The sequence below is a fragment of the uncultured Oceanisphaera sp. genome, from assembly GCF_947495715.1.
Taxonomy (GTDB): domain Bacteria; phylum Pseudomonadota; class Gammaproteobacteria; order Enterobacterales; family Aeromonadaceae; genus Oceanimonas; species Oceanimonas sediminis.
The window spans coordinates 15,626-29,108 of sequence record NZ_CANLZU010000018.1; the positions used below are offsets into that span (position 1 = coordinate 15,626).

The window sequence follows — 13,483 nt, forward strand, 5'->3', positions numbered from 1 at the left end:
GACTTCTCCCTTACAGGCCGGTCAGCAGGCGTTGCAGCCTGTCATCCAGCAGTTGCTGCAGGCGTTCCTGAGCGCTGAACTGCTCGGGATAGTCCACCTTGATCTGCTGGCCCTCAAGCTGAGCGAGCTGCTCCAGCATGAACTGGCGCACACTGTCGTCGGCAAAATAGTCCTGCAGCCATTGCTCGGCCTGGGTCAGGGAGCTGTCGTAGATGTCCTGCTGCTCGCGGTAGACCGCCAGTTGAGCCTGCAGCAGCTTGCCCTTGAGGTTTTCGCTCAGGTACCAGTGTTGCTGTGGTGACAACAGGGCTTCCACGTTGCCGTCGCGACGGCGCACGGTCACGAAGTCGTCGCTGAAGCTGGCCCAGCTTTTCTTCAGATTTTCCTTCCAGTCGCTGACCGACTCGGACAGGGTGAAGTCCGGCGCTTCGGCCCGGGCCATGATGACACCGGCCAGGGTGAGCTTGTCGACCTGATCGTTGATGCTGTTGAGCTTGATCACCAGACCTTCCCGGTCGACTTTTTTTACCGACTTGATGTTGGCGATATCATCAGCCAGCGCGCGGCGTACCGGGGTCAGGCCGGGATCGTTGAGCGCGGCCAGCCGTTCGTCGGCATTGGCCAGCATCATGGCGGCGGAAACGGCGTCCTGCTCCAGCCAGAGCTTGCGACCGGCCATGCGCACCAGATATTCGGCTTCCGCCAGCATCCAGTCGTTGGGGCGCTTACTGTCCAGATCCAGCACCTTGTGCGACAGACCCTCGAGCTGTTCGCTGGTACTGTTCTGGTTGCTTACCACGGCGGCCAGTTTGCTGCTCTGGGCGGCTTCGGCCTGCTCTAAGCGGCTCTGCTGCTGTTGCAGTTCGGTCTGCATCCGGTTCAGTTGCTCGGTCTGGGCCAGCGCCTGGTTGTGACCGTGCCAGTACAGTATTGCCGCCAGCACGATGGCAATGACAATGGCGATAATGGCCAGTATCTTGCCGGATGAAGCGGTCTTCTTCTGTTCAGGCGCTTGTTGTTCCGGTGCTTTTGACTCCGGAGAAGGTGACGTTTCAGGCGATAATGCCTGCTGTTGCTCGGCATCAACCTCGCCGGCAACCGCCGTGTTCTGATGATCCTGTTTATTGTCAGTCTTGTCTGTCATTCCGTTTCCTCTCATCCAGAGCGGCAATCAGTGCCTGGTTGGATGCACCTTCTGCATTAATGACCTGAGTGAAGCCCAGCTCCCTGGCCTCGATGGCAACCCGTATGCTGGGAACAATCAATAAACGGCTTAGCAGCCAGTCCTTTGCGCTGACGGCCGCCAGCTGAACAATATGATGCAGCAGGCCGCCACTGGTGATGATAATACTGTCCACATCCTGGCTCTGCCAGCTTTTAACCAAGGCGCCGCTCGAATCTTTATGATAACGGCGGCGGTAGACTTCGCAGTAATCGACCAGAGCGCCCCTTTGCATCAGGGTGGGGGCGATCAGGTGACGACCGCCATTGCCCCGCAAAATCACCACTCGGCGCCCGGCCAGTTGCTGCAGGGCCGGCAGTGAAATAATGCCCTCGGAGCGAGGATCGTCGGGCACGGCGGCACCGGGAACCCCCACCTCGGCAAAGGCTTTTCCGGTGGCGTCGCCCACGGCAATATAGTTGGCCTTGGGCCAGCCATGCCCCTGTTGTTTCAAGGCATTATCGGCGAAATGGACCGCCTGTACGCTGACCGCTATCACATAATCTCGAGCCGACAGGCCGTCGAGCAGGGCCGACAGCCGGTCAAACTCGGCACCGGCCTCAAAGCTCAGCAGCGGGCTGGTCACCGGTTGGTGACCAGCCGCCAGCAGGGCCTGACTCAGGCTGGCGGCCTGCGGCTCGGCGCGTACCACCAGCGGTGTCATGACCGATAAACCTCGTCCAGTATCTTGTCGGCGCCCCGGGCCAGCAGTCGCTTGGCCATTTCTGCGCCCATGCTCTCACCCTGAGAGGCGGGGCCGGTCATCTCTTCATAGATGATCTGGCTGCCGTCGGGGCGACCAACCAGGCCGCGCAGCCAGAGTTGGTCACCCTGGAGCTCGGCGTAGGAGCCGATAGGCACCTGGCAACCGCCCTGCAGGCCGTGGTTCATGGCGCGTTCCGCCACCACCCGCAGCCGGGTTTCCGGGTGATCGAGAGGAGCCAGCAGTTCGAGCAACTCGGCATCATCCAGTCGGCATTCGATGCCCACGGCGCCCTGGCCATTGGCGGGCAGGCTGTCTTCCGGGCTCATCAGGCCGGCGATACGCTCGTCCAGCTCCAGCCGCTTCAGACCGGCGGCGGCCAGAATGATGGCGTCGTACTGGCCTTCATCCAGCTTGCGCAGTCGGGTCTGTACGTTGCCGCGCAGGGTCTTGACCTCGAGGTGCGGATAACGGGCACGAACCTGGCATTCCCGGCGCAGGCTGGCGGTGCCGACCACGGCGCCGGCCGGCAGCTGTTCGAGATGGGTATAGTGATTGGAAACAAAGGCATCACGCGGGTCTTCCCGCTCGCAGATCACGGTCAGGCCCAGGCCCTCGGGAAATTCCACCGGCACATCTTTCATCGAATGCACCGCAATATCGGCGCGACCGTCCAGCATGGCCTGCTCCAGCTCCTTGATGAAGAGCCCCTTGCCGCCAATCTTGGACAGGGGCGTGTCGAGCAGTACATCACCCTGGGTGGTCATCGGCACCAGTTCGACACCGATATGGGGATGCAGTTGCTCCAGCCGGGCCTTGACATAATGGGCCTGCCATAGCGCCAACAGGCTCTTGCGGGTGGCGATGCGGATGATGCGGTTTGCCATGTGAATCTCTTCTTTGTGTCCATTAATACGCCGATACTATCATTCCTGTCGGCGCTTTACAGGGGGGAGAAGAAGGCGCGGCGGCATGTTATCGAAATGTGTCCTGCCACATATTGTTCATCTACCGGCTAATTGTTACCATGATCACACTTTTGACCTGTTCCGGGTCTGTGTCGGTCCACCAAAGGCCTGAACCCTTGCACGCGAATTTTCACCGGCTCGTCGAGCGATGTGAGCAGTTTAACCAGCAGAAGCAGGACCGAGCCCTGGCGGTGATGAGCCGTTATGGCCAGCAGGTCTTTCAGTTGCTGCCGGTGCTGTTGCACTATCATCATCCCCTGTTGCCGGGCTATGTGCCGGGTGACGTGCCTGCGGGCGTGTGCCATTTCCTGCCCAATTCACGTCAGCAGCAGTTTATCGATGAACTCTGCGAGGCCGCCAATGGTCATCAGGGGCTGGAGCACGGTCAGAACGAAATCTTCGGCATCTATTGCATGGGCAGCACCTCGTCCATCGGCCAGAGCCGTCATTCCGATCTGGATGTCTGGGTCTGTTATTCCCACCTGATGGCGCCGGAGCGGGTTGCCCGGCTGCAGCAGAAATGTCTGCTGATTTCCCAGTGGGCCGAGCAGCGCCAGGTCGAGCTTAATCTGTTTCTGATCCCGGACAATAAATTCCGCACCGACAATCAACAGCTGGTTCAAGGCGAAAGCTGTGGTAGTGCCCAGCACCTGCTGTTGCTGGACGAGTTTTACCGCAGTCATTTGCACATTGCCGGCAAGCGGCTGGTGTGGATGTTTGCGCCCGGCAAGCTGGGCCCGCGCTACGATCGCTTTGTGGCCGAACAGTTTGCCAACGGCACCCTGAATCACGACGAATGGCTGGATCTGGGCGGCTTTGACCGCATTCCGGCAGAAGAGTACTTCGGCTCGGCCCTGTGGCAGTTGTACAAGAGCATCGACTCGCCCTACAAGGCGGTGCTGAAAACGGTGCTGATGGAAGCCTATTCCCACGAATATCCGGACACCCGGTTGCTTTGTCGTGATCTCAAGGGGCATTTTCATACCGCCGACCGACTCGATGAACGCCAGGATCACTACATGCTGATGCTGGAAAAGGTGACCGGCTACCTCAAGTCCATCGGTGATGACAAACGGCTCGATCTGGTGCGGCGCTGTTTTTATCTCAAGGTGTCGGAAGGGCTGGATCTGAGCCCGGACCATGATGACCGGGAGCAGGATAGCTGGCGGCGAACCCGGATTAATCAGCTGGTGTCGGCCTGGGGCTGGCCTGCGGAAAAAGTCGCCTTGCTGAACGACCGGGCCCACTGGAAGGTGGAGCAGGTGAGGTCCGCCTACGGCGAGCTGCTGGAAGCCCTGATGCTGAGCTATCGCAACCTGATCCAGTTTGCCCGGCGCAACAACATCAGCGAGTCGATCAACCCGGAAGACATCGGCATTCTGTCGCGCAAGCTGTATGCGGCCTTTGAAAACCTGTCGGGCAAGGTGCAGCTGATCAACCTGCACATAGCGCCGGACTTGAGCGAGCCGAACATCAGCCTGGTGCAGGTACCCGAAGGCCGAGTCAACAAGGCCGGCTGGTACCTGTACAAGCATGGGCTGACGCCCGCGGACATCCTCGGCCGCAGCGCCCTGGAATACAGCGGCTATGTGGGCAAACTGATCGCCTGGGCCCACTTCAATGGCCTGCTGGTAACGGATACCCGGTTGCACCTGTTCAACCAGGATACCGATGTCAGCCAGCGCCATTTGCAGGAGTACTGCGATGACCTGGCGCGACTCTTCCCGGTACGGACCCCTTCACCCAGTAATTTGGCGCTGAGCCGCCCCTGCGAGGTGCGCCAGCTCGGCATCTTCCTCAATCTGGAACAGGATCCCACCGCCCGCTGGGGCGACCGGCCCATCGAATTCAACGCCAGAACCAGCGATCCCTTCAGCTTCGGCCAGCAACTGGAAAATCTGGTCGGCTCGGTGGACTTGCTCTATCGCAACTCCTGGGACGAAATTCGCACCCTGCACTTCAGCGGGCCTACCGCGGTGGTGGATGCGCTCACCACCATTCTCGGCAAGATGCACCAGGGCGCCAATGCCCCGGAAAGCCTGCAGGTGTTCTGTTACAGCTTTAATTTTCGCAGCCTGATCCGCACCCGTTTCGAACAGCTGATCAATGAATGTATCGGTCTGCGACTGGCGCGGGATCAGGGCAGCACCGTCAAGACCCTGCAACTGGGCACCGAAGAGTACGGTATCTTCTTCGAGCGGCGCGGGGTCAGCGTACAAAAGCGGGAAGCGGCGGTAGACGCTGGCCGGCAGCCAGCCCGGTTGCCGCCGACCCATCGCACCTTGCGGCTGGATCAGCAGGCGGGCAAACCGATACCCGAGATAGTGGATGTCTATGCCAGTGAAGGGCTGATGCAGTTCTTCTTTGAAGACAGCGGTGACGACTACAACCTCTATATTCTCGACGAGGCCAACCGGGTAGAGGTTTACCGCCAGGTGGCGGGCAGCAAGGACGAGTTGGTGCAGAGCATCAATCGTTTCTATACCTCCGACCAGCAGGTGGCCGGCCAGAGTCATTTTGCCCATTTCAACCTGCCGCAATATTACGAAATCGTGGCAGAAGAGGGGCAATATCGGGTGTTGCCCTACCGCACCGTCAAGGAGGACCGGGACGATCACCGGCCCTGCCCGGCCGGTTAGAGTGCCAGCTCGGTGTCACCCTGGCGTTGTGCCTGCAGGCTGAGCCAGCTCAGCAGCTCAACACCCTGGCGGTTATCGATCCACTTATCGCCCTGCAGGGCGAAGTGATGGCCGTTCTCCCGGGTGGCCAGCCAGATCTGATGCAGCGGCTCCTGGCGATTGATCACGAACTTGATGTTGTTCTCGAAGGTCAGCGTCATGACGCCGCCGATGGTTTCGCAGTCGATATCGACGCCGCTGCTATCGATGCACTCTTCAATATGCTGGTAAATGGCATCCGCCAGAGCATGGAACTCACTGTCTTTCATCGCCCGCTTCCTATTGCTTTTGAGAATGTGAATGCGATTATAAGAGCCTGGAAACATATTCACAGTCATCCTATGAACATATTCAAGCTAACCGCACTGGTTGCCCTGTTCCTGAGTCTGGCGGCATGCGGCCTGAAAGGCCCGCTGACCCTGCCGGATACCGAGCAACAGCAACCCCGGGTTGAGCAGTCGTAAAGGAAAATACCTTGGATTATTTTAATTATCAGGACGATGGCCGCCTTTACGGTGAAGCCTGCGATCTTACTCGTCTGGCCGAGCAACACGGCACGCCGCTCTATGTCTATTCCCGCGCCACCCTGGAACGGCACTGGAAAGCCTTCGACGAGGCGGCCGGTGAGGTCAATCATCTGATCTGCTACGCGGTGAAGGCCAACTCCAACCTGGCAGTGCTCAACGTGCTGGCCCGCCTGGGTTCCGGTTTCGATATCGTGTCAAAAGGCGAGCTGAGTCGCGTGCTGGCCGCCGGCGGCGATCCGCGCAAGGTGGTGTTTTCCGGTGTCGGCAAGCGGGTTGATGAAATCCGCTTCGCCCTGGAACAGAACATTTTCTGCTTCAACGTGGAATCGGTCGCCGAGCTTTCGCGTATCAACCAGATTGCGGGTGACATGGGTCGCAAGGCGCCGGTTTCCATTCGGGTGAACCCGGACATCGATGCCGGCACCCATCCCTACATCTCCACCGGGCTGAAAGAAAACAAGTTCGGCATTCCCATCGAACAGGCGCAGGAAATCTACCGCCAGGCGGCGGCGATGGCGCACCTCGATATTCACGGGGTCGACTGTCATATCGGCTCTCAGCTGACCGAGCTGTCACCCTTCCTGGAAGCGGTAGACAAGCTGCTGGCGCTGATTGATGCCCTGGCCGACGACGGCATTCACATTCGCCATCTGGATGTGGGCGGCGGTCTGGGCGTGCGTTACGACAACGAAACGCCGCCCGAGCCCAGCCTGTACGCCGAACAGCTCAAGGCGCGGCTGCAGAATCGCAACCTGACCCTGGTATTTGAACCGGGCCGGGCCATTGCCGCCAATGCCGGTGTGCTGCTGACCCGGGTCGAGCATCTGAAGCCGGGTGAAGCCAAGAACTTCGCCATCGTCGATGCGGCCATGAACGACCTGATCCGTCCGGCGCTGTACAGTGCCTGGCAGGCCATTATTCCGCTGGATAAAACCCTGGAACGCCCGGCCGCCGTCTATGACATCGTGGGCCCGGTGTGTGAAACCGGCGACTTTATCGGCAAGGATCGGGAATTGGCGATCACCGAAGGTGATCTGCTGGCGGTGCGTTCTGCCGGTGCCTATGGCTTTGTGATGGCGTCCAACTACAACAGCCGCCCCCGTGCCGCCGAAGTGATGGTGGACGGCGAACAGGCCCTGGTAGTGCGTGAACGCGAGCAGCTGTCCGATTTGTGGCGGGGCGAAAGCCTGTTGCCCGAATCCTGAGGGGTGAACGTGATCCAGTTTTCCAAGATGCAGGGGCTCGGCAACGACTTTATGGTGGTCGATGGCGTTACCCAGAAGGTATTTTTCAATCCCGAGGTGATTCGGCAACTGGCCGACCGTCATTTTGGTGTCGGCTTCGATCAGCTGTTGTTGGTGGAGCCGCCCTATGATCCGGACCTCGACTTTCACTATCGCATCTTCAATGCCGACGGCTCCGAGGTAGAGCAGTGCGGCAACGGCGCCCGCTGCTTCGCCCGCTTTGTGCGGCTGAAGGGGCTGACCCATAAAGACCGGATCAGCGTCAGTACCCAGAAAGGCAACATAGTGCTGCAGCTGGAGAAAGACAATCAGGTCACGGTCAACATGGGCGTGCCCGAGTTTGATCCGGGAAAGATTCCGTTCAAGGCTCAGAAGGCCGAGAAAACCTATCTGGTGCGGGCCGAGCAGCAGACGGTGCTCTGTGGCGCCGTGTCGATGGGCAACCCGCACTGTGTGCTGGAAGTGGATGACATCAACACCGATCAGGTGGCGATGCTGGGTCCCGAGCTGGAAAATCACGATCGCTTTCCGGCTCGGGTCAACGTTGGTTTCATGCAGATCCTCAATGCCCGCGAGATCAAGCTGCGGGTGCATGAACGCGGTGCAGGGGAAACCCTGGCCTGCGGCACCGGTGCCTGTGCGGCGGCGGTGATGGGCATGAGCTGGGGCAAGCTGGCGGATCGGGTGCAGGTGCAGCTGCCCGGCGGCAACCTCAGCATCGCCTGGAAGGGGCCGGGCAAACCGGTGTACATGACGGGCCCGGCAGAACACGTATTTGACGGACAGATCAACCTATGACCGAAAACGTGACCGATCAGGTAACCAAGAGTCGCCAGTGTGCCGAAACGGGGTTGGACGACAGCCAGATAGCCGACTATCTGGCTGCCAGGCCTCATTTCTTCGACCGCCATCGCACCCTGCTGGAGCAGTTGCGGCTGCCCCACGAGCAGCGTGGCAGCGTGTCGCTGGTAGAGGCGAAGCTGGATCGTCAACGCCAGCGCATTTACGAGCTGGAAGATGAAATCACCGGGCTGATGACGGTGGCCGGAGAAAACGAACGCATCTTTCGCGTCTACATGGACCTGATCCCCCGCCTGTTCGAATGCACCAGTATCAGCGAGCTGGAACGGCTGATGTGCCGCACCCTGCAGGAACAGCTGCGCATCTCGGCGCTGCGGCTGGTGCTGGATCCGCGCACCTATCCGAGTGAGCAGAGTCCGGCCGGTGAGCAGCTGGAACGGATTTATCGCGAGCGAATGGCGAGCCAGGATGTGTATCTGGGGCGGCTCGGCAAGGACGAAAAGTCCCGGCTGTTTCAGGACGCCATGGTGAACTCCTGCGCCCTGATCCGGCTGGGCAAGCAGGGTGAAATGGGCCTGCTGGCCTTTGGCAGTATCGACAGCGGGCATTATCGCTCGGGCATGGATACCCTGCTGATCCGCCAGCTGGCCGACATTCTCGCGCTGCTGCTGCCCAGGCTGGTGTTATCGGCCTCGGAACGACCGGCAGCGGTGGTCGATGACCACCGCTGAGTTGGCCCCGGCCATTACCGAATTTCTCGAATACCTGCGGGTAGAGCGCCAGCTGAGTGTGCATACCCGCGCCGGTTACGGCCGCCACCTCAACGCCATGGCCGGGCAACTGGCCGAGTTGTCGTTGGCCAGCTGGTCGGCACTCACGGTCAGTCATGTGCGGGGCATTGCCACCCGTATGCACAAGAGCGGTCTGTCGCCGCGCTCCATTGCCACCAAGCTCAGCAGCCTGCGCAGTTTTTGCGACTGGCTGACCCTGCAGGGGCAACTGTCTGCCAATCCTGCCCGGGGCGTCAGCGCGCCCAAGCAGGGGCGGCCGCTGCCCAAGAATCTGGACGTGGACGAGCTGCATCAGCTGATGAACATCGACGAGGCCGATCCCCTCGCGGTGCGCGATCGGGCCATCATGGAGCTGATGTATTCATCCGGCCTGCGGCTGGCCGAACTGGTCAACCTGAATCTGGGCGATATTCAGTTTGACGAGCGCCAGGTGCGGGTGATCGGCAAGGGCAACAAGGAGCGCATTCTGCCGGTGGGCCGCATGGCGCTGGAGTGGCTGGACAAGTGGCTCAAGGTACGCGGCGGCTTGGTCGGGCCCGACGAGCCGGCGCTGTTTGTCAGCCAGCGGCAGCGACGCATCAGCCATCGCAGCGTGCAGTTGCGGCTGGCCCAGTGGGGCGGCAAGCAGGCATTGTCGAGCCATATTCACCCGCACAAGCTGCGCCATTCCTTTGCCACCCACATGCTGGAGTCGAGTGGCGACCTGCGGGCGGTACAGGAACTGCTGGGTCATGCGGATCTGGCTACCACCCAGATCTATACCCACCTGGATTTTCAGCATCTGGCCAAGGCCTACGATCAGGCCCACCCCAGAGCCAAACGCAGCAAGGATGAAGACGCCTGACGTCTGGATATTAAGTATCTACTCATATTGAGAAATCAGGCCAGAGGCAACACAGCCGCCTCCCTCGACACGCCACTGGGCTAGCCATCTTTGCTGGGTAATGGCTGCGAATATTCACTGGATATTCGGTCCATTACCCAACAAAGATACACGGCAGCAAGCTGCCCCATGGGGGCTCGGAAATGCCGTCTGACCGCCAGGGAGGGCGGGAATGCCGTAACGGCAGGAGCATTTTCCGGCCCTGGCATTTCACGGTCGTGGGAGTCGTTCTCTGTTGCCTCTTCTTGAACACCGAGTGGTCCGTAGACGGCGCCAACAGGGCACGCCGGTGTATAAAGGAGGACAAAGGGATCTGCTTCTTCGACCATCACATGACAGGGATGTCATGTGCTGAGCGCCACAAGGAGGTGCTTGAGCGGGTCGAAGAAGCGGGCCCTTTGGCCGATGTTTTCGGCAAATTCAACAAGGCTCCGGATGTTGAGCCTGCTTTTTGGTTAGAATCCCTCATCTCCCGTTATCAGGAATCCTCATGCGCTTTTACAAACGACTGACGAAGGTCAAGGTACTCAGCTTCGATCTGGACGATACCTTATACGACAACGTGCCGGTGATCGCGGCGGCGGAAGCCTGGCTGCTGGATGCGCTTAAGCAGCAGCACCCGGAGTCGACCCTGCTTGGCAAAGACAACCTGGCGGCAATCAAGCGTCGGATTTTGCTGGAACAGCCCGAACTGAGCCACGACGTGAGCGCCTGCCGCCTGCGGGTGCTGAGCGAAGGCCTGCGGCAACAGGGGTTGGATGAGGCGCGGGCGGCGGCCATGGCCGAAGAGTTTTATCGGGGCTTTCTGGAGCAGCGCGGTAAAATTACGGTGCCGGAGGCCACTCACCGAGTGCTGTCGGCGCTGGGTCAGAAGTACCGGCTGGCGGTGATCACCAACGGCAATCTGCCGATTGAGCATACCGAGCTGGCGCCTTATTTCGATATTGTGCTGCGGGCCGGCGTTGACGGCCGCATGAAACCGGCACCGGATTTGTTCAACCGGCTGGCCGAGCAAACCGGGGTGAGCCTGTCGGAGATCCTGCACATCGGTGACCATATCAACACCGACGTGGCCGGTGCCGTGCACAGCGGCTGTCAGGCAATATGGCTCAACGACCATGGCCGGACCGAGGCGGATCTGCGTTGTTTGCCCCATGTCGCCCTGGAGCGGTTGGAGCAAATGCTGGAGCTGTTATAATCGCCACCATACTGTAATGTCGATCGTTCAGGCGTTATCGGGATAGAGGGCCGCCACACCAACACGCAGCATTGAATGCCACCTTCGCTTGTTGCCTGCTGCGAACTTTCACCGGAAGTTTGGTCAGGCAACAAGCTTGGTACTCGCGAGCAAGCTCGCCCCTGTATGCTCGGCGATGGCATCCCTGCCATCGACGGTTGGTTTAGGCCATCCCTCTATCCCTCCCGGCTGGATCGGCATTGCGCCAAACTATGAAATTTAAGGGAGCCAAGATGGATGTATCCAGCCTGCTTGACGGCATGAACGACAAGCAACGGGAGGCGGTTGCCGCCCCCGCCCAGAACATGCTGGTGCTGGCCGGTGCCGGCAGTGGCAAGACCCGGGTGCTGGTGCATCGCATCGCCTGGCTGATGCAGGTGGAGCAGGTTCCGGCTTCTGCCATTCTGGCGGTCACCTTTACCAACAAGGCCTCGGCGGAAATGCGTGGCCGGGTCGAGCAGTTGCTCGGCGGCCGGCTGTTCGGGCTCTGGCTCGGTACCTTTCACGGTCTGGCGCACCGGCTGTTGCGGGCGCATCACCTGGATGCCAATTTGCCGCAGGACTTTCAGATCCTGGACTCGGACGATCAGTTACGCCTGCTCAAGCGCATCCTCAAGGGCATGAACCTGGATGAAAAGCAGTGGCCGCCCCGGCAGGCTGCCGGGTTCATCAATGCCCGCAAGGACGAAGGCCTGCGCCCGAAGGACATTCAGGTACTGAATGATCCGATGCAGAAAACCTATCAGCGTATCTATCAGGTGTACCAGGACACCTGTGATCGGGCCGGGCTGGTGGATTTTGCCGAGCTGTTGCTGCGCGCCCACGAGCTGTGGCTGCATAAACCCCACATCCTGGCTCACTATCAGGACCGCTTCCGCCATATTCTGGTGGACGAATTTCAGGATACCAACAGCATTCAGTACGCCTGGTTGCAGATGCTGGCGGGGCAGCAGGCCCGGGTCATGATAGTGGGCGACGACGATCAGTCCATCTACGGCTGGCGTGGCGCCCGGGTCGAGAACATCGCCCGTTTTCTGCGCGACTTTCCCGGCGCCGAGACCATACGCCTGGAGCAGAACTACCGTTCTACCGGCACCATCCTCAAGGCCGCCAACACCCTGATTGCCAACAATGCCGAGCGCATGGGCAAGGAGTTGTGGACCGACGGCGAAGAAGGCGAGTCCATCGCTCTCTATGGTGCCTTCAACGAGGTGGATGAAGCCCGCTTTGTGGTCGAGCGCATCAAGCAGTGGCGTCAGCAGGACGGACTCTTGACTGAGGCAGCCATTCTGTATCGCAACAACGCCCAGTCCCGGGTGCTGGAAGAGGCGCTGATCCAGGCGCGATTGCCCTACCGCATCTATGGTGGCCTGCGCTTCTTCGATCGGCAGGAAATCAAGGATGCGCTGGGCTATCTGCGGTTGATGAACAACAGAGGCGACGAGGCGGCGTTCGAGCGTATCGTCAACACTCCCACCCGGGGTATCGGTGAACGGACCCTGGGTCTGGTACGTCAGGCGGCCCGCGAGCGGCAGGTGACGTTGTGGCAGTCGGCCTGGGCATTGGTAGAAGAAAAAGTACTGACCGGCCGTGCCGCCTCGGCGGTGAGCCGTTTTCTGGCGCTGATCAACCAGCTGGAAGACGAAACCCGCGAGCTGCCGCTGCATGTGCAGACCGACCGGGTGATCGAGCTGTCCGGACTCAAGGCCATGTATCAGGCCGAAAAGGGCGAAAAGGCCCAGGCGCGGGTAGAAAACCTGGAAGAACTGGTCAGCGCCACCCGCCAGTTCTCCCCGTCGGAAGACGACGACATGCCGCTGCTGTCGGCCTTTCTGTCGCATGCGGCGCTGGAGGCGGGCGAGAGTCAGGCCGATCAGTTCGACGATGCGGTGCAGCTGATGACGCTGCACTCGGCCAAGGGCCTGGAATTCCCGCTGGTGTTCATGGTGGGAGTGGAAGAGGGCATGTTCCCCAGTCAGCAGTCGGCGGAAGAAAGCCAACGGCTGGAAGAAGAGCGCCGCCTGGCCTATGTGGGGATGACCCGCGCCATGAGCAAGCTCTATATCAGCCACGCCGAGAGCCGCCGGCTCTACGGCCGGGAAATGTTTCACCGCCCCAGCCGTTTCATCAAGGAACTGCCCGGTGACTGCCTGGAAGAAATCCGGCTCAAGGCCAGTGTCAGCCGTGCCGTGCCCAATGGCCGCTTCAGCCAGGATCGGGTGCAGGAAACCTTCAATGAAACCGGGTTCAGGCTGGGCCAGCGGGTGGCGCATCCCAAATTTGGCGAGGGCATAGTGCTCAACTTCGAAGGCGCCGGTGATCACAGCCGGGTGCAGGTCAACTTCAATGACGGCGGCAGCAAGTGGCTGGTCACCGCCTACGCCCGGCTGGAAGCGCTTTAACATGACGGAGCCCGTCTCGGCGTGGGC

At 60.3% G+C, this 13,483-nt stretch carries 12 protein-coding genes; 8 read left to right on the forward strand and 4 right to left on the reverse strand.

Annotated elements, in window-relative coordinates; genetic code table 11:
- Positions 1-10: 10 nt before the first annotated feature.
- The 3 genes from Q0753_RS12165 to hemC are packed head-to-tail and all read right to left on the reverse strand — an operon-like array spanning position 11 to position 2,812.
- Positions 11-1,144, reverse strand: coding sequence for a uroporphyrinogen-III C-methyltransferase (locus tag Q0753_RS12165; protein WP_298721251.1), 1,134 nt, complete (start codon positions 1,142-1,144; stop codon positions 11-13).
- Positions 1,128-1,886, reverse strand: a complete 759-nt coding sequence (locus Q0753_RS12170; protein WP_298721254.1) for a uroporphyrinogen-III synthase — start codon at positions 1,884-1,886, stop codon at positions 1,128-1,130. Before Q0753_RS12170 ends, Q0753_RS12165 begins: the two co-directional genes overlap by 17 nt.
- Positions 1,883-2,812: a hydroxymethylbilane synthase gene (hemC, locus tag Q0753_RS12175; RefSeq protein WP_298721258.1), complete on the reverse strand. Its 930-nt coding sequence runs from the start codon at positions 2,810-2,812 to the stop codon at positions 1,883-1,885. Before hemC ends, Q0753_RS12170 begins: the two co-directional genes overlap by 4 nt.
- 197 nt (positions 2,813-3,009) lie before the next feature.
- Between hemC and Q0753_RS12180 the strand changes: the two genes are divergently transcribed.
- On the forward strand, positions 3,010-5,532 hold the full coding sequence (locus Q0753_RS12180) for a class I adenylate cyclase (protein ID WP_298721260.1): 2,523 nt from the start codon (positions 3,010-3,012) through the stop codon (positions 5,530-5,532).
- On the opposite strand, the gene cyaY is transcribed toward Q0753_RS12180, so the two are convergent.
- Positions 5,529-5,840 carry an iron donor protein CyaY gene (gene cyaY, locus Q0753_RS12185; protein ID WP_298721263.1) on the reverse strand — a complete coding sequence of 104 codons (312 nt, stop codon included), beginning with the start codon at positions 5,838-5,840 and terminating at the stop codon, positions 5,529-5,531. The two genes, Q0753_RS12180 and cyaY, sit on opposite strands and share 4 nt — an antisense overlap.
- Positions 5,841-5,912: 72 nt before the next feature.
- On the opposite strand from cyaY, the gene Q0753_RS12190 reads away from it, so the two are divergent.
- The 7 genes from Q0753_RS12190 (at position 5,913) to uvrD (ending at position 13,456) form a co-directional block, all read left to right on the forward strand.
- Entirely contained in the window at positions 5,913-6,035 is a 123-nt protein-coding gene (locus Q0753_RS12190; protein ID WP_298721265.1) for a lipoprotein, read from the forward strand.
- A gap of 11 nt (positions 6,036-6,046) precedes the next feature.
- Complete coding sequence (gene lysA / locus Q0753_RS12195) at positions 6,047-7,303, forward strand: diaminopimelate decarboxylase (RefSeq protein ID WP_298721268.1); 1,257 nt, start codon at positions 6,047-6,049, stop codon at positions 7,301-7,303.
- Between the two features lie 9 nt (positions 7,304-7,312).
- A complete protein-coding gene (gene dapF, locus Q0753_RS12200) occupies positions 7,313-8,140 on the forward strand; it encodes a diaminopimelate epimerase (RefSeq protein WP_367179505.1) in 828 nt (275 codons plus the stop codon).
- On the forward strand, positions 8,137-8,874 hold the full coding sequence (locus Q0753_RS12205) for a DUF484 family protein (protein WP_298721270.1): 738 nt from the start codon (positions 8,137-8,139) through the stop codon (positions 8,872-8,874). Before dapF ends, Q0753_RS12205 begins: the two co-directional genes overlap by 4 nt.
- Positions 8,861-9,778 (forward strand): tyrosine recombinase XerC, encoded by a 918-nt coding sequence (gene xerC, locus Q0753_RS12210; protein ID WP_298721273.1) that lies wholly within the window; start codon positions 8,861-8,863, stop codon positions 9,776-9,778. Before Q0753_RS12205 ends, xerC begins: the two co-directional genes overlap by 14 nt.
- Before the next feature lie 529 nt (positions 9,779-10,307).
- Positions 10,308-11,015, forward strand: a complete 708-nt coding sequence (locus Q0753_RS12215; RefSeq protein ID WP_298721276.1) for an HAD-IA family hydrolase — start codon at positions 10,308-10,310, stop codon at positions 11,013-11,015.
- 272 nt (positions 11,016-11,287) lie between these two features.
- Positions 11,288-13,456 carry a DNA helicase II gene (gene uvrD, locus Q0753_RS12220; protein ID WP_298721278.1) on the forward strand — a complete coding sequence of 723 codons (2,169 nt, stop codon included), beginning with the start codon at positions 11,288-11,290 and terminating at the stop codon, positions 13,454-13,456.
- Positions 13,457-13,483 lie beyond the last annotated feature (27 nt).

Excerpts from the sequence above, each read along its gene's own strand:
- Q0753_RS12165 (WP_298721251.1), bottom strand. The coding sequence starts at position 1,144 with ATGACAGACAAGACTGACAATAAACAGGATCATCAGAACACGGCGGTT.
- Q0753_RS12170 (WP_298721254.1), bottom strand. The coding sequence starts at position 1,886 with ATGACACCGCTGGTGGTACGCGCCGAGCCGCAGGCCGCCAGCCTGAGT.
- hemC (WP_298721258.1), bottom strand. The coding sequence starts at position 2,812 with ATGGCAAACCGCATCATCCGCATCGCCACCCGCAAGAGCCTGTTGGCG.
- cyaY (WP_298721263.1), bottom strand. The coding sequence starts at position 5,840 with ATGAAAGACAGTGAGTTCCATGCTCTGGCGGATGCCATTTACCAGCAT.
- Q0753_RS12190 (WP_298721265.1), top strand. The coding sequence starts at position 5,913 with ATGAACATATTCAAGCTAACCGCACTGGTTGCCCTGTTCCTGAGTCTG.
- Q0753_RS12205 (WP_298721270.1), top strand. The coding sequence starts at position 8,137 with ATGACCGAAAACGTGACCGATCAGGTAACCAAGAGTCGCCAGTGTGCC.
- xerC (WP_298721273.1), top strand. The coding sequence starts at position 8,861 with ATGACCACCGCTGAGTTGGCCCCGGCCATTACCGAATTTCTCGAATAC.
- Q0753_RS12215 (WP_298721276.1), top strand. The coding sequence starts at position 10,308 with ATGCGCTTTTACAAACGACTGACGAAGGTCAAGGTACTCAGCTTCGAT.
- uvrD (WP_298721278.1), top strand. The coding sequence starts at position 11,288 with ATGGATGTATCCAGCCTGCTTGACGGCATGAACGACAAGCAACGGGAG.